At 67.4% G+C, this 20,301-nt stretch carries 23 protein-coding genes; 12 read left to right on the forward strand and 11 right to left on the reverse strand.

The window, feature by feature from the left end; genetic code table 11:
* Nucleotides 1-103 precede the first annotated feature (103 nt).
* Entirely contained in the window at nucleotides 104-544 is a 441-nt protein-coding gene (locus SJY20_RS08825; RefSeq protein ID WP_380786365.1) for a host attachment family protein, read from the forward strand.
* 75 nt (nucleotides 545-619) lie between these two features.
* Here the strand turns inward: SJY20_RS08825 and SJY20_RS08830 are convergent, their stop codons facing one another.
* Nucleotides 620-1,639: a hypothetical protein gene (locus SJY20_RS08830; protein ID WP_380786367.1), complete on the reverse strand. Its 1,020-nt coding sequence runs from the start codon at nucleotides 1,637-1,639 to the stop codon at nucleotides 620-622.
* A 536-nt stretch (nucleotides 1,640-2,175) separates the two neighbouring features.
* Between SJY20_RS08830 and dksA the strand changes: the two genes are divergently transcribed.
* Both dksA and SJY20_RS08840 read left to right on the forward strand, forming a co-directional pair.
* Nucleotides 2,176-2,646 carry an RNA polymerase-binding protein DksA gene (gene dksA, locus SJY20_RS08835; RefSeq protein WP_380786368.1) on the forward strand — a complete coding sequence of 157 codons (471 nt, stop codon included), beginning with the start codon at nucleotides 2,176-2,178 and terminating at the stop codon, nucleotides 2,644-2,646.
* A gap of 71 nt (nucleotides 2,647-2,717) precedes the next feature.
* Nucleotides 2,718-3,101, forward strand: a complete 384-nt coding sequence (locus tag SJY20_RS08840) for a PilZ domain-containing protein (protein WP_380786370.1) — start codon at nucleotides 2,718-2,720, stop codon at nucleotides 3,099-3,101.
* Between the two features lie 69 nt (nucleotides 3,102-3,170).
* On the opposite strand, the gene SJY20_RS08845 is transcribed toward SJY20_RS08840, so the two are convergent.
* Complete coding sequence (locus SJY20_RS08845; protein ID WP_380786371.1) at nucleotides 3,171-3,326, reverse strand: YdcH family protein; 156 nt, start codon at nucleotides 3,324-3,326, stop codon at nucleotides 3,171-3,173.
* A gap of 197 nt (nucleotides 3,327-3,523) precedes the next feature.
* On the opposite strand from SJY20_RS08845, the gene SJY20_RS08850 reads away from it, so the two are divergent.
* Together SJY20_RS08850 and SJY20_RS08855 are read left to right on the forward strand one after the other, a co-directional pair.
* Nucleotides 3,524-3,721: a YdcH family protein gene (locus SJY20_RS08850; RefSeq protein WP_380786372.1), complete on the forward strand. Its 198-nt coding sequence runs from the start codon at nucleotides 3,524-3,526 to the stop codon at nucleotides 3,719-3,721.
* Between the two features lie 106 nt (nucleotides 3,722-3,827).
* Entirely contained in the window at nucleotides 3,828-4,286 is a 459-nt protein-coding gene (locus tag SJY20_RS08855) for a DUF1465 family protein (protein WP_380786373.1), read from the forward strand.
* Nucleotides 4,287-4,313: 27 nt separating this feature from the next.
* Here the strand turns inward: SJY20_RS08855 and SJY20_RS08860 are convergent, their stop codons facing one another.
* Nucleotides 4,314-5,285 (reverse strand): NAD(P)H-dependent flavin oxidoreductase, encoded by a 972-nt coding sequence (locus SJY20_RS08860; protein WP_380786374.1) that lies wholly within the window; start codon nucleotides 5,283-5,285, stop codon nucleotides 4,314-4,316.
* A 98-nt stretch (nucleotides 5,286-5,383) separates the two neighbouring features.
* Here SJY20_RS08860 and SJY20_RS08865 point away from each other — a divergent pair, with 98 nt between their 5' ends.
* Together SJY20_RS08865 and SJY20_RS08870 are read left to right on the forward strand one after the other, a co-directional pair.
* Nucleotides 5,384-7,969: a M1 family metallopeptidase gene (locus tag SJY20_RS08865; protein WP_380786375.1), complete on the forward strand. Its 2,586-nt coding sequence runs from the start codon at nucleotides 5,384-5,386 to the stop codon at nucleotides 7,967-7,969.
* 1 nt (nucleotide 7,970) lies between these two features.
* Nucleotides 7,971-8,168 (forward strand): hypothetical protein, encoded by a 198-nt coding sequence (locus SJY20_RS08870; RefSeq protein WP_380786376.1) that lies wholly within the window; start codon nucleotides 7,971-7,973, stop codon nucleotides 8,166-8,168.
* A 43-nt stretch (nucleotides 8,169-8,211) separates the two neighbouring features.
* Here SJY20_RS08870 and SJY20_RS08875 read toward each other — a convergent pair whose 3' ends face one another.
* From SJY20_RS08875 to SJY20_RS08890, 4 genes are all read right to left on the reverse strand, one after another.
* On the reverse strand, nucleotides 8,212-9,627 hold the full coding sequence (locus tag SJY20_RS08875; RefSeq protein ID WP_380786377.1) for a dihydrolipoyl dehydrogenase: 1,416 nt from the start codon (nucleotides 9,625-9,627) through the stop codon (nucleotides 8,212-8,214).
* Between the two features lie 66 nt (nucleotides 9,628-9,693).
* A complete protein-coding gene (locus SJY20_RS08880) occupies nucleotides 9,694-10,260 on the reverse strand; it encodes a DUF1190 domain-containing protein (RefSeq protein WP_380786379.1) in 567 nt (188 codons plus the stop codon).
* Between the two features lie 10 nt (nucleotides 10,261-10,270).
* On the reverse strand, nucleotides 10,271-10,684 hold the full coding sequence (locus tag SJY20_RS08885; RefSeq protein WP_380786380.1) for a DUF350 domain-containing protein: 414 nt from the start codon (nucleotides 10,682-10,684) through the stop codon (nucleotides 10,271-10,273).
* An 11-nt stretch (nucleotides 10,685-10,695) separates the two neighbouring features.
* Nucleotides 10,696-11,334, reverse strand: a complete 639-nt coding sequence (locus SJY20_RS08890) for a DUF2491 family protein (RefSeq protein ID WP_380786381.1) — start codon at nucleotides 11,332-11,334, stop codon at nucleotides 10,696-10,698.
* Nucleotides 11,335-11,494: 160 nt separating this feature from the next.
* On the opposite strand from SJY20_RS08890, the gene SJY20_RS08895 reads away from it, so the two are divergent.
* The 4 genes from SJY20_RS08895 to SJY20_RS08910 are packed head-to-tail and all read left to right on the forward strand — an operon-like array spanning nucleotide 11,495 to nucleotide 14,343.
* Nucleotides 11,495-11,914, forward strand: coding sequence for a YjfI family protein (locus SJY20_RS08895; protein WP_380786382.1), 420 nt, complete (start codon nucleotides 11,495-11,497; stop codon nucleotides 11,912-11,914).
* Nucleotides 11,915-11,938: 24 nt separating this feature from the next.
* Nucleotides 11,939-12,670, forward strand: coding sequence for a PspA/IM30 family protein (locus SJY20_RS08900; protein ID WP_380786383.1), 732 nt, complete (start codon nucleotides 11,939-11,941; stop codon nucleotides 12,668-12,670).
* 4 nt (nucleotides 12,671-12,674) lie between these two features.
* Entirely contained in the window at nucleotides 12,675-13,847 is a 1,173-nt protein-coding gene (locus SJY20_RS08905) for a glutathionylspermidine synthase family protein (protein ID WP_380786384.1), read from the forward strand.
* Nucleotides 13,840-14,343: an ankyrin repeat domain-containing protein gene (locus SJY20_RS08910; RefSeq protein WP_380786385.1), complete on the forward strand. Its 504-nt coding sequence runs from the start codon at nucleotides 13,840-13,842 to the stop codon at nucleotides 14,341-14,343. Before SJY20_RS08905 ends, SJY20_RS08910 begins: the two co-directional genes overlap by 8 nt.
* 318 nt (nucleotides 14,344-14,661) lie before the next feature.
* Here SJY20_RS08910 and SJY20_RS08915 read toward each other — a convergent pair whose 3' ends face one another.
* Nucleotides 14,662-15,711 carry a rhodanese-related sulfurtransferase gene (locus SJY20_RS08915; RefSeq protein ID WP_380786386.1) on the reverse strand — a complete coding sequence of 350 codons (1,050 nt, stop codon included), beginning with the start codon at nucleotides 15,709-15,711 and terminating at the stop codon, nucleotides 14,662-14,664.
* 54 nt (nucleotides 15,712-15,765) lie between these two features.
* Here SJY20_RS08915 and SJY20_RS08920 point away from each other — a divergent pair, with 54 nt between their 5' ends.
* A complete protein-coding gene (locus SJY20_RS08920) occupies nucleotides 15,766-16,686 on the forward strand; it encodes a DMT family transporter (RefSeq protein WP_380786388.1) in 921 nt (306 codons plus the stop codon).
* Between the two features lie 9 nt (nucleotides 16,687-16,695).
* Here SJY20_RS08920 and SJY20_RS08925 read toward each other — a convergent pair whose 3' ends face one another.
* The 3 genes from SJY20_RS08925 to SJY20_RS08935 form a co-directional block, all read right to left on the reverse strand.
* Nucleotides 16,696-17,055, reverse strand: a complete 360-nt coding sequence (locus tag SJY20_RS08925; protein WP_380786389.1) for a DUF952 domain-containing protein — start codon at nucleotides 17,053-17,055, stop codon at nucleotides 16,696-16,698.
* Entirely contained in the window at nucleotides 17,052-19,817 is a 2,766-nt protein-coding gene (gene gyrA, locus SJY20_RS08930) for a DNA gyrase subunit A (protein ID WP_380786390.1), read from the reverse strand. The genes SJY20_RS08925 and gyrA overlap by 4 nt, the downstream gene beginning before the upstream one ends.
* 114 nt (nucleotides 19,818-19,931) lie before the next feature.
* Nucleotides 19,932-20,201, reverse strand: a complete 270-nt coding sequence (locus tag SJY20_RS08935; protein WP_380786393.1) for a hypothetical protein — start codon at nucleotides 20,199-20,201, stop codon at nucleotides 19,932-19,934.
* Nucleotides 20,202-20,301: the final 100 nt, after the last annotated feature.

Consider the following 20,301-nt stretch of genomic DNA (forward strand, 5'->3'; position numbering starts at 1 on the left):
CCGCGCGAAGCCGCGCAACCGTGCCAGCAGAAGGGAGGCGCGCAACCCGGCGCCCAGCCGGCGCGTTGGCCATATGGACGCACAGAAAAAGGAGAACTTCCCCGTGCAGATTCCCCACAATGCCGTCGTACTGGTCGCGGATGGCCGCAAGCTGCTGTTCCTGCGCAACGAAGGCGACACCGAATTCCCCAATTTGATCGTCGAGACGGCGCAGGAGCAGGATAATCCCGCGACCCGCGATCAGGCGACCGATGCCGCCGGTGGCGCCTCGTCGACACAGGGCGCGGCCCGCAGTTCGTTCGAGCCGACCGACTTCCACCAGATCGAGGAGGATCGCTTCGCGGCCAGCGCCGCCGACATGCTCAAGCGCCGCGCGCTGTCCAACGACTTCGACACGCTGATCGTCGTCGCGCCGCCGCGCACGCTGGGCGAACTGCGGAAACATTACCACAAGGAGGTCGTCAGCCGCCTCGCCGGCGAGCTCGACAAGGATTTCACCGGGCATCCGATCGCCGACATCGAAAAGGCGCTAAAGGCCGCGTAAACGAAAAAGGGCTCGCCGGGGGTTACCCGACGAGCCCTGATTTCTGCGAGACTCCGCCCGTCGCCGGGCGAAGCGTCAGGCGGCGACCGCCGCCGACTTCGCGAACCGCTTGCGCGCCACCAGCGCCGCCGCGGCCGCGCCGAACAATAGCACCATCGGCGGTGCCGGTACCGGCGCGGGCGGGCCGCCGGTCGATCCGGTGCTGCCCGACCCGCTGCTCGATGCGCTGGAGGCACTCGACGCGCTCGATGCGCTAGACGCACTCGACGCGCTGCTGCCCGATGCGCTGCTGCCGTTCGAGCTCCATCCGCCGGTCGAGCTGTAGCCGCTCGAGCTCCAGCCCTTGCTGCTCGATCCATAGCCGCTGGAGCCACTCGACCCGCTGCTCGCGCTGCTGGCCGACGACGCCGAACTGGCCGACGATGCCGAAGATCCGGACGACCCGCTGCTGCCCGAAGAGCCACTGCTGCCCGAAGACCCGCTCGACCCGCTGCTGCCGGACCCGCCGGTGCTGCCGCCCCAACCGCCCCAGCCGCCATGGCCAGGCTTGCCGCCATGCCCGGGCTTGCCGCCGTGGCCGCCGTGACCCGGCTTGCCGGGTTCGCCGTCGCCGCCCGACGCGCTTGACGAACTGCCGCTGCTCGATGCCGAGGAGGCCGACGACGCGCTGCTGCTCGATGCCGAAGACGAGGAGGACGAGATGTCGCCGCTGCTGCCGCCGCTGGCCGATGAGATGTTGCCGCTGCTACCGCCGCTGCCGCCGCTCGCCGACGAGACGTTGCCGCCGCTCGACGTCGACGAGATCACGATGCTGCCGCTCGATCCGCCGCTGCCGCCGAAGCCGCCGCCAAAGCCGCCACCGAAACCACCGCCCCCGAAAAAGCCGCCGCTGCCGCCGACCACGACCGGGACGCCGCCACCGCCGCCGCCCAGGAAGCCTTCACCGACCGGCGCGGCCGGCGGATAGGGGACCGGCGCCTGGTTCGCGACCGTCACGACGGTCGGCGCGCAGGTCGTGCGCGTGGTCGTGACAACGCGACGGCGCTTCGGCACGGAGGCGATGCGCATCGGGCGACGCACCACCTGCTTGGTCATCTTGGTATACTGGGTTCGCTTGGGCGTTTCGGCCACGTGCACGGCGCCCCCGCCGATGATTGCACCACCGCATGCACAAGCGCACAATTTGGCCAAGGCCATCCGCACTGACATATCGTCACTTTCTCGTTGCTGGCTTCGGTGCCAGAGTCCGGTCACGGCACTGCGACCCCGTATCGGACCAAGTGCAAAACAATCGGTTAAGTGCAATCCAATTAACCGCCTTTTGCATGCATCTCATCCGAAATGATACGGGAACGCGGCCATTGTCAGCGTTAACGTACCGACGTGGGACAGAAACGGCCGTTGCCCGCTGCGTGAGCTTCCCAACAAAGCCGTCGGATCAACCGGATCGGTTTTGCCACACAGTTTGCAACTCGCCGCTCTGGCTACGCAAGAATCGGTTGCCGATGCGGATCCAAGGGCAATTTCAGCCGCTTGTGATCGGCAATACGGGCGACTATAGGCCCGTTCACCATTTGGGGGCGGTTTCAAGGTTCGGCGTGGTCGAGCCGCGGGGCCAGAGGGAGAGTGGTATGGCAACGGTAATGAATCGTGTGAACGACACCGAGCGAGAGGCAGCCAACGACGCGGCTGATGAGGCCATCGACGGCTATCGGCCGAACGCCGACGAGCCGTTCATGAGCCTGGCGCGACAGGCGTATTTCCGGCGCAAGCTGCAGGCATGGCGCGATGCCATCCTGCGCGACTCGCAGGAGACGCTGTCGCAGTTGCAGGTCGATTCCCTGCGCGAGGCCGATCTGACCGATCGCGCGTCGAGCGAGACCGACTGGTCGATCGAACTGCGCACCCGCGATCGCCAGCGCAAGCTGGTGTCGAAGATCGAGGCGGCGATCCGCCGGATCGACGAGGGTGAATATGGCTATTGCGAAGTGACCGGCGAGCCGATCAGCCTGGCACGGCTGGAAGCACGACCGATCGCGACGATGACGGTCGAGGCGCAGGAACGCCACGAACGGAACGAGAAGGTTTCCCGCGAGGACTGAAGCGTAAGCATTTCGACATGCTTTCCGGTCTACGCGTGGACCTAGGGCTACGCGGCGTACAGGGACGGCGAATGGACAATGTGAACGGCGATATGGTCGAGGGGGAGGCGGTGGACGTCGACGCCGAGCCCAGGACCAAGCGCGCACGCGGTCGCGACAGCCTGTTCCTGGTGGCCAAGCTGTGGCTCGACGATGCGCGTACCGCCCGCGAGGTCCGCGTCCGCAACCTGTCCGAGGGCGGTCTGATGATCGAACTCGATCGGATGGTCGAAGTCGGGACCGCGGTCCGGCTCGAACTGCGCGGGATCGGCGAGGTCACCGGCAAGGTCGCCTGGGGGACCGAAGGGCGCCTGGGAATCGCGCTGGATACCGCGATCGATCCGAAAAAGGCGCGCAAGCCGATCAGCGGCGCGAAATCGTCGGCCACACCGATCTATGCGAAGGCGCCCCGCTAAACTCTCGGCGCTTGATCGCCGCGCCAGGGGCGGCACCTCCGGCAAAAATTGCCGCAGGCGCCGGACCGGCTAGAGACCCGTCAGTTCTTCCTTCAATCGCAGTTTCTGCTTCTTGAGCCCCGCGACGATGATGGCGTCGGGCATCGGGCGGTGGGTTTCCTCGGCGATTCGCCGATCCAGCACGGCGTGCTTGGTCTCCAGGGCTGTCTGATGCGTCGTCTGCATGGTGGGATACCTCCTGCATTCGGGTTGGGGGACTGAGTAAACCACCGGCGCGGTCGAATGTCTGCATCCAATTCCGATCGAATCGACTGGTCGAGCGGTTTCCTGCGACGACCCGATCCGGCGCGGAATCCTGTGCCGATTTGATCCTCGCATGCGCTGCGGCGTTTGCTAAGGAGCGACGGCATTGGGGAGCAACGATGGACGAAGCGCAGATCAAGGTCCGGCTCGACGGCATGCGGATCGAGCATCGCGATCTCGACGATGCGATCGCCGCGCTGTCGCTGCTGACGGTGCCCGACCAGATGCAGATGGCGCGACTGAAGCGCCGCAAGCTCCGGCTGCGCGACGAGATCGCGATGCTCGAAGATCAGCTGATCCCCGACATCATCGCGTGACCGATCCCCAGACCGCCCCGCCAACCGCACCGTTTTGGCACGGTTTTGCGGCGGCGGTGTGCTTTGGTTTCTGTCCGGTGCGGCCGCATCATGCGATGGCGGTGGCATGACTGCCGGATCCCATGACCGCCTGAACCATCGCCTGATCGATTCCCTCTATGTCGAGGCGATGCTGCTGGCGGACGAGGCGCGCGCCTATTTCGACGAGGCCGGCCGCGCCGAGCGCGAGACGCTGGACCCGCTGATCCGCGTCAGCTTCTCCTGCGAATCGCTGAAGGTGACGACCCGGTTGATGCACGTGATCGCGTGGCTGCTGACCCAGCGTGCGGTGCAGGTCGGCGAGCTCCGCCCGCGCGATGCGCTCGATCCGTCGCGGCGTCTGGGTGTCGCGCTGGCCACCGACGATGCGCTGCTCGTGGTCCTGCCGCACCGTGCCCGGACGCTGATCGGGTCGAGCATCGACCTTCACCGCCGGGTCGCGCGGTTCGATCTGGCGCAGGGGGACTCGACGCCCTCGGACAGCCCGGCGCTGTCGATGCAACGGCGGCTGTCCTCGGTATTCTGACCCCGGCTCGGGTCTGCGCTCCGCGGTTTACAGCGCCAGTCTTACCCGCGCCGCGCGATATTCGCGCTCCAGCCGGTCGACCCGGTCCGCGACGCTCTCGACCGCGGTAACCGCGCCGATGCCCTGGCCCGATCCCCAGATGTCCTTCCACGCCTTGGGCTTGGCGCCCCCGGATGCGTTCGACCCGCCGCCGAAGTCCATCGTCTTCAGGTCGCCCTCGGGCAGGTTGTCGGGGTCCATCCCCGCCGCGGCGATCGACGCGCGCAGGTAATTGCCGTGCACGCCGGTGAACAGATTCGAATAGACGATGTCCGCCGCACGCCCTGCAACGATGCCGTCCTTGTACGCCTGGTCCGCATTCGCCTCGGTGGTGGCGATAAATGGGGATCCGATATACCCGAAGTCGGCGCCCATCGCTTGGGCAGCGAGTACCGCGTCGCCCGTCGCGATCGACCCCGATAGCGCCAGCGGACCGTCGAACCACTGGCGGATCTCCTGGATGATCGCGAACGGCGACAGCCGGCCGGCATGCCCGCCGGCGCCGGCCGCGACCGCGATCAGCCCGTCGGCGCCCTTCTCGATCGCCTTCCGTGCGAACCGGTCGTCGATCACGTCGTGCAGCGTGATGCCGCCCCAGCCATGCACCGCGGTGTTCAGATCCTCGCGCGCGCCAAGCGACGTGATCACGATCGGCACCTGCCATTTGGCGCAGGTCATCAGGTCGCTTTCCAGCCGGTCGTTCGACTTGTGGACGATCTGGTTGACCGCGAACGGCGCCGCCGGCCGATCCGGATGCGCGCGGTTGTGCGCCGCAAGCTCCTCGGTGATCCGGTGCAGCCATTCGTCGAGCATCGCCTGCGGTCGCGCGTTGAGCGCGGGGAACGATCCGACGATCCCGGCCTTGCACTGCGCGATGACCAGCTCGGGCCCCGATATGATGAACAGGGGCGACCCGATGATCGGCAGACGCAGGCGGTTTAGAAGAGCGGGTACGGTCATGCCGGGCGGCTTAGCGCACGCATACCATAGTCGGCAATTGCGTCGTCGCGCCAAAGGCGTACAGGCGCATGATATCTTGTCACGGAGTCACCGTTTCCATGAAGCTTGCCGTTGCCGCGCTGTTGTCGCTGACCGTTTCCGCCCCCGCGCTCGCCGCCGGACAGCTTCCCAAGACCGTCGTTCCGATCCTCTACGACATCAACGTGAAGCCCGATGCGAAGGCGCTGACCTTCACCGGCAGCGAGACCGTGACGGTCGACGTCAAGCAGGCGACGCAGACCATCCAGCTCAACGCCGCCGGCCTGAAAATCTCGTCGGCGACCTTCGACGGCGGTGCTGCCAGTTTCAAGGCGGACGAGGCATCACAGCTCCTCACCGTAACGCTGCCGAAAGCGGCGAGCGTCGGCCGCCACACCCTGACCTTCGCATGGTCCGGTACGATCGGCCGCTCCGCCTCCGGGCTGTTCGCGATCGACTACACCAACACCGATGGCTCCGCCGCGCGGATGCTCGCGACGCAGTTCGAGGCGCCCGACGCGCGTCGCTTCGCGCCGATGTGGGACGAGCCGTCGTTCAAGGCGAAGTTCCGCCTCGCCGCGACCGCGCCGGGCAAGGACCTCGCCTTCTCCAACATGCCCGCGACGTCGGTGACCAAGCAGGCGGACGGCACCCAGCTGTACCGCTTCGGCGAGACCCCGGTGATGTCCAGCTACCTGCTGTTCCTCGGCATGGGCGACATGGAACGCAAGACGGTGCAGGCCGGCAACACGGAGATCGGCATCATCTCGCGTCGCGGCGTCGTCGACCAGGGCGATTATGCGCTGGCCGCCGCGAAGAACCTGCTCAGCTATTACAACGACTATTTCGGCCAGCCTTACCCACTGCCCAAGATGGACATGATCGCCGGCCCGGGCTCCAGCCAGTTCTTCGGCGCGATGGAGAATTGGGGCGCGATCTTCTATTTCGAGAACGAACTGCTGTTCGACGCCAAGCGCGCCACCGAGAGCAACAAGCAGCGCATCTACACCGTCGTCGCGCATGAGATGGCGCACCAGTGGTTCGGCGACCTAGTCACGATGGCGTGGTGGGACGACCTCTGGCTCAACGAAGGCTTCGCCTCCTGGATGGAAGGCAAGTCGAGCAGCGACCTGGTACCGGCCTGGAAGTCCGACGCCGCCGCGGTGTCCAGCGACCGCGAGGCCGCGATGGGGATCGACGCGACCGCCGCCACGCACCCGATCATCCGCAAGGTCGAGACCGTCGACCAGATCGGCGAGGCGTTCGACGGCATCACCTATTCGAAGGGCCAGGCGGTGATCGGCATGCTCGAATCGACGCTGGGGCCGGACGTGTTCCGCCAGGGCATCCGCAGCTACATGGCCAAGCACAAATACGGCAACACCGTCACCGAGCAGCTCTGGACCGAGCTGTCGGCCGCGGCGGGCAAGCCGGTCGCAGAGATCGCGCACGACTTCACGCTGCAGGGCGGCGTACCCCTGGTCACGCTGACCGGTGCGACCTGCTCGGGCGGCACCACCACCGCGACGCTCGCGCAGGGCCGCTTCGGCCTCGACGCCGCATCGAAGGCGCCGCAGACCTGGCACGTTCCGCTGGTCGTCGCGACGCTGGGCGGTGGCCAGTCCTCGGCAATCGTCACCGGCTCGGCGACCCGCGTCACCGTCAAGGGCTGCGGCACGCTGGTGATCAACCGCGGCAAGGGCAGTTACACGCGGGTGCTGTACGACGAGGCGGGTCACGCCGCGCTGGTACGGGACTATGCTAAGCTCGACCTCGCCGACCGGCTCGGGACGATCGGCGACGATTTCGCGCTCGCGGCCGGCGGCTATCAGGACCTGTCGCGCTACTTCGCGGTCACGGCGCAGGTCGGCGCGACCGCCGATTTGCTCGAATGGTCGTCGGTCGCGGGGGGGCTCGGCAGCCTGGCGGGGCTCTACGCCCACACGCCGCTCGAAACCCAGCTGCGGACCCGGTCGCTGGCAATCCTGTCGCCGGTGCTGGCGCGGATCGGGATCGACGCCAAGCCCGGCGAATCCCCGCTGGTCGGCAACCTCCGCGAAACCCTGGTCGGCGTCCTCGGCACCAGCGGCGATCCGGCGGTGATGGCGCGTGCGCGTACCTATGTGGCGGCGCTCGCCAAGGATTCGACCGCGATCCCGCCCGCGATCCGCCAGCCGATCCTCGCCACCTATGCGGTCAACGCGACCCCCGCCGAATGGGACGCGCTGCTCGCGCTGACCAAGGCCGAGACCAGCCCGGTCGCCAAGAACCGCTTCGTCTCGCTACTCGGCAGCGCGCGCGACGATGCGCTCGCGACGCGGGCGCTGGCGCTGCTCAAGACCGACACCGTCACCACGCCGCAAAAGGCCGCGCTGCTGAAGGCGGTCGCGGGGCGGCACCCCGACATGGCGTTCGACTGGGCGGTGGCGAACAAGGCAATCGTCGACGGCTTCGTCGAGGAAAGTTCGCGGTCGGGCTACGTCGTCGGGCTGGGCGGCGGATCGAACGATCCGGCGATGCCCGGCAAGATCACCGCCTATGCCGCCGCCAACCTGCCCGAGGCGTCACGCGGCGGCTCCAGGCGCGTGATCTCGGCGATCGCGGTCCGCAAGGCTGCCGCCGAGCGTCTCCGCCCCGCCGTCACCCAGTGGCTCGCGCGCCGATAGCATGCGCACGACGTTCGAAACCGCCTCGGTCCGCCTGTATCACCTCGACGATGCAGGCGAGGGCGGGGCGGTGACGACGCTGTTCTACGGCCCGATGGGCGACGCGCTGCAGATCGCGGCGCAGCAGCCCGAGGATATGCAGGCGGGCTTGTATCTCGCGACGGAAAACGACGTCGTCGCCTATCTGGACCTGGACTGACTTCCGTCATCCCGGGACAGGCCCGGGACGACGCAAGCGGCCTTCACGTCCCCGGTAGAAACCCGTCGTCGCGGAACGGCGGCGGCTTGGCATGCACCGCATGGCAGATCGCGAGCAGCGCCGGCTTCAGTCCCTCCTCGAAAGTCGGGTGATAGAAGGGCAGGGCGAGCGTCTCGGTTGCGGTCCAACCCGACTGGATCGCCCACGCGATCAGGTGCGCGCTATGCTCCACGCCCGGCCCCGCCATCGTCGCGCCGGTCAGGCAGCCGTCCGCCGCGTCCGCATAGAAGCGCACCAGCCCGGCGTTGCATGCCATCACCTTCGCGCGGCCCTGGTCGGTGTACGACGCGGTGCCGACCACGACGTCCGCCGCACCGTCCTCGGGCACCACGCCGATCACCGCGACATTGGGTTCGGTGAACATGATCGAAAACGGCACCATCCGCTCGGCCGCGGTGACGTCGGGGAAGCTCGCCGCGTTGCGCCCGGCGATCGTGCCCTCGGACGACGCCTCGTGCAGCACCGGGCGGTCGTGATCGGCATCACCCGCCAAGAAGACCGGCGCATCGCCGCACTGCATCGTCTCGCGCGTGTATGTGGGCGTGCCGTGGTCGTCGAGCGCCAGCCCGGTGGTCTCCAGCCCTAGCCCCTCCAGCCGCGGCGGGCGTCCGGTCGCGACCAGCAGATACTCGAAGTGCCGCTCACCCGACGATTCGCCGGACCACGATAACCGAACGCCGTCGCCGTCGGGCACGACCTGCGTCTCGACCCCGAGCACGACCGGCAGTTCCTTCTCCAGGATCGCATGCAGCGCATCGGCGACGTGCGAATCCTTCAGCGCCGCGACCGCATTGCCCTTGTCGAACACCATCGTCTCGACTCCGAGCCGGACCAGCGCCTGCGCCAGTTCGAGCCCCAGCGGTCCCGCGCCGATCACTCCGACCGATCCCGGCAGCGTCGCTAGGTCGAAGATCGTCTCATTGGTCAGCACGCGATCCTTCACCGCGTCGAACGTCTCGGGGATCATCGGCGCCGACCCGGTCGCGATCACCACCGCCTTGGCATGCACCGTCCGCCCGTCGCTCAGTTCGAGCGTCGTCGCACCGGTGAATTTCGCGCGCGCGCAGATCTTCACCGCATCCGGGATCTTCGCGATCGAGTCCTCGACGCCGGCGACGAACTTGTCGCGCTCGTTGCGAACCCGCCTCATCACCGCGGCACCATCGATCGTCGCCGTCGCTCCGATACCGAACACCGCCGCGTGCCGCACCCCATAGGCCGCGTCGGCCGCGGCGATCAGCAGTTTCGACGGCATGCAGCCGACGCTCGCACATGTCGTGCCGCCGAAAGTCTCGTCGATCAGCAGCGTGGTCGCGCCGTTGCTGCGCGCGCTACGTTCGGCCGCAAGCCCGGCGGTCCCGGCGCCGATGATCGCGACGTCGCACGTGAGGTCGTCCATGAATGTCTCCGTTTCCGGAGCATTCCGGCGAGCTAGCACAACCGCCGGGCCGCCTGCGCGTTCCCGCTAGCCCCCGAACCCGCGTCCGCCAAAGCCGCCACCGAAGCCGCCGCGCGAGATCACCGAGCTGCGCGACTGGACGCGGGTAGGGGCCGAGCGCGCCGACGGATTGAATGCGTCGGAGCCGATCTGCGTGCGGCCGGTGACGTAATCACGGCTGATCCGGCCGCCTGCGCCACCCAGATAATTGCCGTCGCGGTCGCGGTACATCGGCGCCCCGCGATAGCCGTATCCGCCGCCGCCGTTGAGCATCTGACCGACGATGAAGCCGGTCAGCAGCGGCGTGAAGAAGCTGCCGTTGTTGCGCGGCTGGCACTGCGCCTCGCCGAACTGCGCCTCGCACGATGCGCGATTGTCGAACCGCGGCGCGTTCTGGTCGTTCGCCTTCTGCGCCTGCGCGAACGCGGTGTCGCACTGCGCCGCCGGGATCGTGCCGGCCTGGCGGCATTCGGCGACGGTCTTGTAGCTCAGCGCGTCGACCGGCTTGCCGCCGACATCGCCGTCGCAGGCGGACAGCGAAAAGCCGCTGCCGGCGATCAGGCTGGTCAGGACGATGGATCTGGAGCGTTTCATCTGCGGTCCTTCAGGCGGTCATGCAGGCGGCGTTGAGGATGCCGACGCACAGCGAGATGCTGGCCATATAGGTCGCCGCCGCGATCTCGCCGCGGACGATCCGGTCGCTGAAGTCGCGCATCAGGAAATGGCGGACGACCGAGAAGGCGACGATCTGGATCACGCCGGCCAGCAGCGCCCAGACCGCGAACTCGGCCAGGCTGACGGTATGCGCCAGCGCCGACGCGAGCGGCAGGACATAGCCGAGCAGGGCGGCGCCCAGCGTGATCGCGGCCGCGGTGTTGCCGTCGCGGATCAGCGTCCGCTCGTGATACGGCGTCGCCCATTGATAGAGGATCTTGAACGCGATCGTGAACGCCCCCGCCGCGACGAAGGCGATCAGGAAGGCAAGCGCGCTTGCCCCGAAACCGTATTGATCGATCATGCTATCCCCCGTCAGGCCCGGAATTCGCCGAGCTCGAGCGCCACCCCTAGCATGATCTCGAACGATACCTCGCCCGCTTCGCTTTCCTGGTCGATCGCCAACAGCAATTCGCGTCCGTCGCCCGGCAGGTCGCGCCCGAACAGCATGCAGGTCTGGAAGATCCGCCGGTCGACGATGCCGTCGCGGTCATCGTGCAGTTCCTCCCAGAACGTCACCGGATCCTGCTCGCTGGCCTCGTCGCCGAACCACACCCGGCGATACTCCGGCAACCCCTCGGCGGTGAAGGTCCGCGCCGACAGCCGCGACTTCCACGCCGGGCGCTCGGCGGACGACGACGGATAGGCACTGTCCCACGGCGCGAACACGGTGACGTCGGTGACGTCCTGGCCCTGGCGGTCGTTCGACACCGCCTGGAACATGATGTCGTCGTCGGTGTAGAACCGGTGGACGAACCCGCCCTCGTTGAGGTCGACCAGCCCCTGCGCGACGATCACCAGCGTGTCGCGGTCGAACGGGAACAGCAGCTCCGAGCCGAACCGCCGCCACGCCAGCGGGTCGAGCATCACGGTGCGGCCCAGCGTCACGTTGCGGATGACAGGAAGTTCGGACGTTTCAAGCGCTTGCTTGCGACCGAACAGGCGATCGAACATGGGAACCTCATCGGATGCGTGTGTGGTACCAGCATAGGGCAGATCCGACACGTCCGCAAAGCCTCCGTTCCGCCTTCGCAGGCGAACGTTGGCAACACTGTGGTATGCGCCCGCCAGCCGTCCTATGTGAGCGACACGCAACGCCACGGGGAGTTCCTGCATGACCGAAACCTGGACCGTCCGCAGCCTGAAGGCCGCGCTCGATTCGTCCGTGCCCGTCGGCGCCGGCGAATTCACCGCGCGCATCGTCGAGGGCAGCGATCCGGTGCTACTCGTCACCATGCACAACCACGGCGACCTCGAACTGTTCGTCAATGTCAGCGAGGCGCAGATCTCGGCCTCGGTCCTGCTGTGGCCGTGCGACGAGCAAGCGGACCGCGCGGCGTTCAACGAACGGCTGCTGCGCACGCAGAAGCTGGTGCCGCTGTCCAATTTCGGCATCGGCACGCTCGACGGCCGCGACTATTACGAGCTGTTCGGCGAGCTGGCGACGTCCAGTCCGCTCGACACCGTGATCATCGAACTCAACACCCTTGCCGAGAACGCGATCGCCGCCGCGACCGACCTGCGCGGCGCATAAACTCAACGAATTGGAGAGACTGGCATGGCCATCTGGAGCAAGCTTTTCACCCTCGGTCGTGCCGGTGCGCACGAAGCCGGTGCGGCGGTCGTCGACGCGAACGCGCTGCGCATCCTCGACCAGGAAATCCGTGACGCCGACAAGGCGCAGGGCAAGGCGCGTGACGACCTTGCCGGCCTCGTCGCCCGCCGCCGCATCCTCGAGACCGAGGTCGAGAGTTTCCGCGCACAGGTCGCGAAATACGAGGCGTCTGCCCGCGTCGCGGTCGACAAGGGCAACATGGACCTCGCCCGCCAGGTCGCACAGCGGATCGCCGACCTCGAACAGGACATCGCGCTGAAGAGCCCGCAGGTCGAGGACATGCGCGGCGCCGAGGAGCAGATCCATACCGCGGTCGCGCAGACCGACCGCAAGATCGAACAGCTCCGCCGCGAGGTCGACGTCGTCAAGGTTAACGAATCGGTCCAGAAGGCGCAGGCTTCGGTCGCATCGGGCAGCATGGGCGCGGGCAACAAGCTCGGGTCCGCCGCCGACAGCCTCGCACGGATCCGCGAACGCCAGGCGATCCGCGGCGAACGGATCAAGGCCGCGGGCGAACTCGAGGATCGCCGCACCGGCGCCGACCTCGACGAGAAGCTGCGCCTAGCCGGCATCATGCCCGGCCAGTCCTCCGCCGACGATGTGCTTGCCCGCCTCAGCGCACCCGCCAAACCCACGCTGCAGATCGAGCAGCGCGACGACACCAAGGACAGCTGACCCCATGAAGCGGATCGCGCTCGACCCCCGCAGCGATTGGCGGGCCCAGGCCGACGCGATCGGCTTCGTCTATCACGATACCGGCGGCGCCCCCTATTGGGACGAGAGCGCCGCCTATGCCTTCACGCTCGCCGAGATCGAGACCGATCTCGAGCCGGCCGCCGAAGCGCTGCACGCCATGTGCCTCGACCTGGTCGACACCGTGGTCCGCGACCAGCAATTGATGGAACGCCTCGCGATCCCGCGCGAGCATTGGAACTTCGTCGCGGACTCGTGGCGCAAGCGCGAACCGTCGCTCTACGGGCGGTTCGACTTCGCCTATGACGGCACCGGCCCGGCCAAGCTCTACGAATACAACGCCGACACCCCGACATCGGTATTCGAATGCGCGACCTTCCAGTGGATCTGGCTGGAGGAACTGATCGGCAAGGGCACGCTGCCCCCGGGATCCGACCAGTTCAACAGCCTGTTCGACAAGCTGCGCGACCGGTTCGCGGCGATCTTCCCGACCGGCGGCTTCGTCCATTTCGCCGCCGACGCGACCGCGATCGAGGATCGCCAGACCGTCCGCTTCTTCGAGGATCTGGCGATCCAGGTCGGGATCGAGCCCAAATTCGTCGAGATGAAGCAGATCGGCCTCAACGGCGACGGCCGCTTCGTCGACGACGACGGCTTCGAACTGCAGGCGGCGTTCAAGCTCTATCCGTGGGAGTTCATGCTCCGCGAAGACTATGCGCCGAACCTCGCCAAGGCCGACGTCCGCTGGATCGAACCCGCGTGGAAGGCGGTCCTCTCGAACAAAGGCATCCTGCCGCTGCTGTGGGAGCGCCATGCGGGCCACCCGAACCTGCTCCCCGCGTTCTTCGACGATGATCCGGCGGCCAGCATCCTCGGCCCGCGCTACGTCCGCAAACCGCTGTTCTCGCGCGAGGGCGCCAATGTCGAACTGGTCGAGCAATCGGGCACCCGCACCGCGCTCGACGAGGGCTACGGCGCGGAAGGCTTCATCCGCCAGGCCTATGCCCCACCACCGACCTTCGACGGCCGCCACCCGGTGATCGGCGCCTGGATCGTCGGCGACGCCGCGGCCGGGATCGGCGTGCGCGAGGACGACGACGTGGTCACGCGCAACCTCGCGCGCTTCGTCCCGCACTACATCGAGACCGCGAATGACTGACGTCCGCGAACTGCCGCCGATGGAGCGGCTCGTCGAGCTCTGGTTCGACGCCGCCCGCATGGGTCGCGACGACGTCATCCCGGCGCTGCTCGCGGCCGGCGTCGATATCGAGGTCACCGACGCGAAGGGCTATACCGGGCTGGTGCTGGCCAGCTACAACGGCCAGCAGAGCACGACCGCGCTGTTGCTGGAGCACGGTGCCGCGGTCGACGGCGCCCATGACGCACAGGGCAATACCGCGCTGATGGGCGTCTGCTTCAAGGGTTATGTCCCGATCGCGCAGACGCTGATCGATGCGGGCGCGGACGTGAACCGCCGCAACAGCGTCGGACAAACCGCGCTGATGATGGCGGCGCTGTTCAACCAGGGCGAGATCATCGACCTGCTGCTCGCCGCCGGTGCAGACGCCGACCTCACGGACGCGGCCGGCAATAGCGTGAGGACGCTCGCGATGACGCAAGGTAACGCCGAACTGGCGGCGCGGTTCGCCCACTGACCTTCTCCGTCATGCTGAACGCGTTTCAGCATCCACCGTGTCGCGAACGCCAGCGCTCGCGGTGCGGCGGACCCCGAACCACGGTGACACCTATCCCTGCACGTAAGACGTGTTTCCCCGCGAAGGCGGGGACCCAGACTGGGCTCCCGCCTTCGCGGGAGAACAAGGAAGCGAAAGACTGCGGCTAGGCCATGTCCGACGAGGATAGGCGTCCACCAAGCTCAGGGTGACAGGGGGCGGCCGCTCGCGATGACCCAGGGTAACACCGAACTGGCGGCGCGGTTCGCCTGACGCGTTCCCCTTCCTGAAAGGGAGGGGTTAGGGGCGGGTCGGCTCGGGGCTGGTGCCGCGCTCGTCAACCGGCCGACCCACCCCCGACCCCTCCCTTTCAGGGAGGGGAGCCGTGGAAGCCAACACAGCCCCCACATGCGCCTCGCCCCGCGCCGCCGCCAGCCGCACCTGCCGCTCGCGCTCCGCATACCCAGCCCGCTGCACATCATCGCGCACATCATGACACGCCGGGCAACTCTCCCCCTCGACATACAAAAGCGAAACCCGGTCCGCCTCGCTCACCGGCATCCGGCACGCATGGCACAGCGCATGTGTCCCTGGCGCCAGCCCATGCCCGACCGCCACGCGCTGATCGAACACGAAGCACTCGCCCTCCCACAGGCTCTCCGCTGCCGGCACCGTCTCCAGATATTTCAGGATACCGCCCTTGAGGTGATGAACGTCGTCCAACCCCTCCGCCTTCAGGAACGCGGTCGCCTTCTCGCAGCGTATGCCGCCGGTGCAGAACATCGCGATCGTCGGGGCAGGGCCATCGCCGACGATTTCGTCGCGGTGCTCGCGGAACCAGGCCGGGAAGTCGCGGAACGTCTTCGTCCGCGGGTCCGTCGCCCCGGCGAACGTCCCGATCGCGACCTCGTACTCGTTGCGCGTGTCGATCACGATCGTCCCCGGTGCGGCGATCAGCGCGTTCCAGTCCTCCGGCTCGACATAATGACCGACGCCGGCAAGCGGATCGATGTCCGGTTCGCCCATCGTGACGATCTCGCGCTTCAGTCGCACCTTCATCCGGTGGAACGGCATATCCGCGGCGCGAGAGTCCTTGACGTCCAGCGTCGCGCACCCCGGCAGCGCGCGAATGTGCGCCAGCACCGCGTCCACCGCGACATCGGTCCCGGCGATCGTCCCGTTGATCCCCTCGGCCGCCAGCAGCAGCGTACCTTTCACCCCATTGGCGCAGCACACCTTCGCCAGCGGTCCCTGGATCGCAGCAATGTCCGCGAACGGCGTGAAGCGATACAGCGCGGCGACCCGGATCGGCATCGCGTCCGTCGCCGGGGTGTCCAGAATGTCGGTCATCGCCGCCCGTTAGCAAATCTCGCGGCGAACCGCGACGGCAGAACGGCCTTTGACGTGCGCCGGCGTGTCGGTATCGGACGGCGACCAGCCATCACCGGGATCCGTCGTCTGCCCTTCATCGCTCTCATCCTCGCCGGCGTATTCTGGGGCCTCGGCTTCCCGCTCGGTAAGCTCGCGCTGCGCGAACTCGAGCCGGCGCACATGATCCTGCTGCGGTTCGCGGTGGCGAGCCTGGTGTCGCTGCCGTTCGCGTTCGCCACCGCGGAGGCACGCGCGCTGTTCCGGTCGCCGGTCGTGCTGCTCGCCGGCGTACTGTACGGCGCCGGGTTCCTGATCCAGTTCGAGGGGCTGGCAAGCGTCACCGTCACGCTCGCCGCGCTGCTGGTCGGCGCGATGCCGGCGCTGATCGCGGTCGCCGCGCGGCTGATGGGCGAACCGGTCAGCCGCGCGTCATGGGCGGGCGTCGCTGCGGCAACGATCGGCGCCGCGCTGATCGCCGGCAAGCCTGGATCGGCCGGTACGCCGATCGGCATCATCCTGTCGCTCGTGTCGCTGCTCGTCTTCCTCGGCTGGCTGCTGGTGCTCAAGCGGGTGCCGGTCACTCGGTCGGCAATGGCGGTGCCGGCGGTGATGCTGATCGTCGCGACGCTCGCGATCCTGCCGGTCGCGCTGTTGCTCCACGGCCCCCCGCCAATCGCACTGAGCGCGGTCGCGTGGAGCGGGATCGTCGGGCAGGGGCTGCTCTCGACCTTCGTCGCCACCGCCGCCTGGCAATATGGCGCGTCGCGGGTCGACAGTGCGACCGCCGGCGTGTTCATCAACATCGAACCGCTGATGGGATCGATGCTCGGTATCGGGCTGTTCGGCGACCCCGCCGGGTTGCCGCTGATCCTCGGTGGCGGGCTGATCATCCTCGGCAGCATCGTCGTCGTCCGCGGCGAACGCAGCGTCGCCGCGGTCGAACGACCGATCTAGCCCGCTGATCTAGCCGGCGACGGGCAGCCTTACCTTGCCGTCGTCACCGCGCTCCAGCGGTCCATAGGCGATCACCGTCTCGAGCAGCAGCGGGCCGCCATAAATGTGCGGGAAGAGTGCGCCGCCGCGCGACTCCTCCCACTTCACCGCGTCGCCGATCGCATCGAGATCGATCGCCGCGACATGCAGGTCGTCCTGCCCGGCGAAATGCTTGTCGACGGTCTCGGTCAGCTGGTCGGCAGTGGACAGGTGGATATAGCCATCCGCGAGATCGACCGGCGCCCCGGCGAAGCTGCCGGCTTCCAGCGTCGCCATCTGCTCGCCCGTCAGCACCTTGTACGCGGTCGCAATCATGGGCGCATCGGTCATTCGCCGTCCTTCGGGCCTTCGGCCGCATCGTCGCCGATCACCGCACCGGTATCGGGCGCAATCTCGGGCGCGGTGTCGGCCAGGTTGATCTCGGCGTCCTCCTCGGTCTCCTCGATCCGCGCCGCGGACACGACCTTCTCGCCCTTCGCCACGTCGAACAGCTTCACGCCGGCCGAGTTGCGGCTGATGACGCGAAGCGACGCCAGCGTGGTGCGGATCAGCTTGGCCTGGTTGGTGACCAACATCAGCTGATGGCCCTTGGCCGCCGGGAAGCTCGCCACGACTTCGCCGTTGCGGGCGATGTTGTCGATGTTGGTGATGCCCTGGCCACCGCGGCCGGTCTGGCGATAGTCATACGCGCTCGACAGCTTGCCGTATCCGTTGGCGCAGACCGTCAGGATGAACTGCTCGCGGTCCTTGAGATCGTTGAACCGCTCGAGCCCCAGGTCGTGCTCACCCTCGCGCTCGGCCTTCCACGGCGCGAACTTCAGATAGGTCTCGCGGTCCTGCGGGGTCGCCTCGACGCGGTGCAGGACCGACAGCGAGATCACCTCGTCGTCCGCCTTCAGCGTCACGCCGCGCACGCCCGTCGAGGTCCGGCTCTGGAACTCGCGGACGTCGTCGCCGGCAAAGCGGATCGCCTTGCCGAGCTTGGTCGCGAGCAGCACGTCGTCATGCGCGCTGAGCAGCGCGACGCCGATCAGCTTGTCCTCCGAACCCTCCTCGAAGCGCATCGCGATCTTGCCGTTCGACGGCACGTTGGTGAACGCATCCATCGCGTTGCGGCGCACGGTGCCCTTCGCGGTCGCGAACATGACGTGCATCGCACCCCATTCGGCCTCGTCCTCGGGCAGCGGCAACACCGTCGAGATCGTCTCGCCCGGTGCCAGCGGCAGCAGGTTGACCATCGGCCGTCCGCGCGTGGCGGGGCCACCCTCGGGCAGCCGCCAGACCTTGTAGCGATAGACTTTCCCGTGGTTCGAGAAGAACAGCACCGGCGTGTGCGTGCTGGTCACGAACAGTTCGGTGACGACGTCCTCGTCCTTGGTCGACATCCCCGCACGGCCCTTGCCGCCACGCGCCTGGGCGCGGAACGTGTCGAGGCTGGTACGCTTGATATAGCCCTGCATGGTCACGGTGACGACCATGTCCTCGCGTTCGATCAGGTCCTCGTCCTCGATTCCGCCGGCGAACAGCGCGATCTCGGACCGGCGCGGGGTCGCGAACTCGTCGCGGACCTGGATCAGCTCCTCGCGCATGACGTCGTACAGCTTGACCCGGTCGGCTAGGATCGCGAGCAGCTCGCCGATCGACGCCGCCAGCACCTTCAGCTCGTCGCCGATCTCGTCGCGGCCGAGCGCGGTCAGGCGGTGCAGGCGCAGGTCCAGGATCGCACGGACCTGGATCTCGGACAGGCGATAGACGCCGCCCTCCTGCTTGTCCTCGACCGCCTCGACCAGCGCGATGTACGGCGCGATCTCGGCGACCGGCCATTCGCGCGCGATGAGTTTCGCACGCGCCTCGGCAGGGCTCGACGACCCGCGGATGATGCGGACCACCTCGTCGAGGTTCGACACCGCGATGACCAGGCCGAGCAAGATGTGCGCACGGTCGCGCGCCTTGGCGAGTTCGAACTTCGACCGCCGGGTGATCACTTCCTCGCGGAAGGTGATGAACGCGCCGATGATGTCGCGCAGGTTGAGCAGCTCGGGCCGGCCGCCGCGGATCGCCAGCATGTTCGCGGGGAACGATCCCTGCGCCGGCGTGTGCCGCCACAGCTGGTTCAGCACGACCTCGGGCGACGCATCGCGCTTGAGGTCGATGACGATGCGCACGCCCTCACGGTTCGATTCGTCGCGGATGTCGCTGACGCCTTCGATCCGCTTGTCCTTGGCGGCCTCGGCGATCTTCTCGACCAGCGCGTTCTTGCCCTGCTGGTACGGAATCTCGGTCAGCACGATCGAGCGGCGGTCGCCGCGGTTTTCCTCGACGACATGCCGCGAGCGGATGATTACCGAGCCACGCCCGGTCTCGTACGCGGACCGCGCACCGGCCTTGCCGAGGATGATCGCACCGGTCGGGAAGTCGGGGCCGGGGACGATCTCGAACAGCTCGTCGACCGTGATCGCGCCGTTTTCCATGTACGCCAGGCAGGCGTTGATGATCTCGCCGAGATTGTGTGGCGGGATGTTGGTCGCCATCCCGACCGCGATGCCGCCGGCGCCGTTGACCAGCAGGTTGGGGAAGCGCGCCGGCAACACCGACGGCTCGCGCTCCGACCCGTCATAGTTCGGGATGAAGTCGACCGTGTCCTTGTCGAGATCGCCGAGCAGCGAGTTCGCCACCTTCGACAACCGCGCCTCGGTATAGCGCATCGCCGCGGCCTTGTCGGGATCCATCGACCCGAAATTGCCCTGGCCGTCGACCAGCGGCACGCGCATCGACCAGTCCTGGCTCATCCGGACCAAGGCTTCGTAGATCGAGCTGTCGCCGTGCGGGTGATATTTACCCATCACGTCACCGACGATGCGCGCCGATTTGCGATACGCCTTGCCCGCGACGAAGCCGCTTTCATGCGCCGAGAACAGGATACGCCGATGCACCGGCTTCAACCCGTCACGAACGTCGGGCAGCGCGCGGGCGACGATCACGCTCATCGCATAGTCGAGGTAGCTCGTCTTCATCTCGTCGACGATGGAGATGGTCGAGATGCCGGCCGGCTCGCCGCCGGTGGGTTCGGCGAGGATGGTCTCGTCGGTCAAATCTATGGGCTTTCGGCTTGTGTCGGAATGATGACACACCCTAGCCGAGGGGGGCAGACCTTACCACCCCCGCGCGTACGCGCATGCGTGCGCACGGGGGTAGGGCGCGCCCGCTTACTTGCAGGCGGTCTTGGTCTTGTTGCCCTTGAGCGAACAGTCATAGGTCACGGTCTTGCCGTTCGCGAGCTTGGCACTGACCATACGGCCCTTCCGGGTCGTGGTCGTCCGCGTCGCCATCTTGGTGTTGCCCATCGGCGTCGTGGTCTTGGTCGTCTTTGTCGAGGTCGCGACGGTCTTGGGCTTCGCCTGCATCTGCGCGGTCGCGCCCGTCGCCGACAGCAAGACCGCACCTGCGAGGACCGCAGAGGAAAGGAACTTGGTCATGACAGCATCCTCATCAGCTCGTTCCTGGTGAACGATGCGCGAAGTCTGCGCCGATCGGCCTGACGGACGAATGGCGGATCGATGACATTGGCGTCATCTC

This window comes from Sphingomonas sp. R86521 (assembly GCF_042466235.1).
GTDB lineage: Bacteria > Pseudomonadota > Alphaproteobacteria > Sphingomonadales > Sphingomonadaceae > Sphingomonas.

Bases quoted from the DNA above. Each gene is read 5' to 3' on its own strand.
- SJY20_RS08830 (WP_380786367.1), bottom strand. From the start codon at position 1,639: ATGACCAAGCAGGTGGTGCGTCGCCCGATGCGCATCGCCTCCGTGCCG.
- dksA (WP_380786368.1), top strand. From the start codon at position 2,176: ATGGCAACGGTAATGAATCGTGTGAACGACACCGAGCGAGAGGCAGCC.
- SJY20_RS08840 (WP_380786370.1), top strand. From the start codon at position 2,718: ATGGACAATGTGAACGGCGATATGGTCGAGGGGGAGGCGGTGGACGTC.
- SJY20_RS08845 (WP_380786371.1), bottom strand. From the start codon at position 3,326: ATGCAGACGACGCATCAGACAGCCCTGGAGACCAAGCACGCCGTGCTG.
- SJY20_RS08850 (WP_380786372.1), top strand. From the start codon at position 3,524: ATGGACGAAGCGCAGATCAAGGTCCGGCTCGACGGCATGCGGATCGAG.
- SJY20_RS08855 (WP_380786373.1), top strand. From the start codon at position 3,828: ATGACTGCCGGATCCCATGACCGCCTGAACCATCGCCTGATCGATTCC.
- SJY20_RS08860 (WP_380786374.1), bottom strand. From the start codon at position 5,285: ATGACCGTACCCGCTCTTCTAAACCGCCTGCGTCTGCCGATCATCGGG.
- SJY20_RS08865 (WP_380786375.1), top strand. From the start codon at position 5,384: ATGAAGCTTGCCGTTGCCGCGCTGTTGTCGCTGACCGTTTCCGCCCCC.
- SJY20_RS08870 (WP_380786376.1), top strand. From the start codon at position 7,971: ATGCGCACGACGTTCGAAACCGCCTCGGTCCGCCTGTATCACCTCGAC.
- SJY20_RS08875 (WP_380786377.1), bottom strand. From the start codon at position 9,627: ATGGACGACCTCACGTGCGACGTCGCGATCATCGGCGCCGGGACCGCC.
- SJY20_RS08880 (WP_380786379.1), bottom strand. From the start codon at position 10,260: ATGAAACGCTCCAGATCCATCGTCCTGACCAGCCTGATCGCCGGCAGC.
- SJY20_RS08885 (WP_380786380.1), bottom strand. From the start codon at position 10,684: ATGATCGATCAATACGGTTTCGGGGCAAGCGCGCTTGCCTTCCTGATC.
- SJY20_RS08890 (WP_380786381.1), bottom strand. From the start codon at position 11,334: ATGTTCGATCGCCTGTTCGGTCGCAAGCAAGCGCTTGAAACGTCCGAA.
- SJY20_RS08895 (WP_380786382.1), top strand. From the start codon at position 11,495: ATGACCGAAACCTGGACCGTCCGCAGCCTGAAGGCCGCGCTCGATTCG.
- SJY20_RS08900 (WP_380786383.1), top strand. From the start codon at position 11,939: ATGGCCATCTGGAGCAAGCTTTTCACCCTCGGTCGTGCCGGTGCGCAC.
- SJY20_RS08905 (WP_380786384.1), top strand. From the start codon at position 12,675: ATGAAGCGGATCGCGCTCGACCCCCGCAGCGATTGGCGGGCCCAGGCC.
- SJY20_RS08910 (WP_380786385.1), top strand. From the start codon at position 13,840: ATGACTGACGTCCGCGAACTGCCGCCGATGGAGCGGCTCGTCGAGCTC.
- SJY20_RS08915 (WP_380786386.1), bottom strand. From the start codon at position 15,711: ATGACCGACATTCTGGACACCCCGGCGACGGACGCGATGCCGATCCGG.
- SJY20_RS08925 (WP_380786389.1), bottom strand. From the start codon at position 17,055: ATGACCGATGCGCCCATGATTGCGACCGCGTACAAGGTGCTGACGGGC.
- SJY20_RS08935 (WP_380786393.1), bottom strand. From the start codon at position 20,201: ATGACCAAGTTCCTTTCCTCTGCGGTCCTCGCAGGTGCGGTCTTGCTG.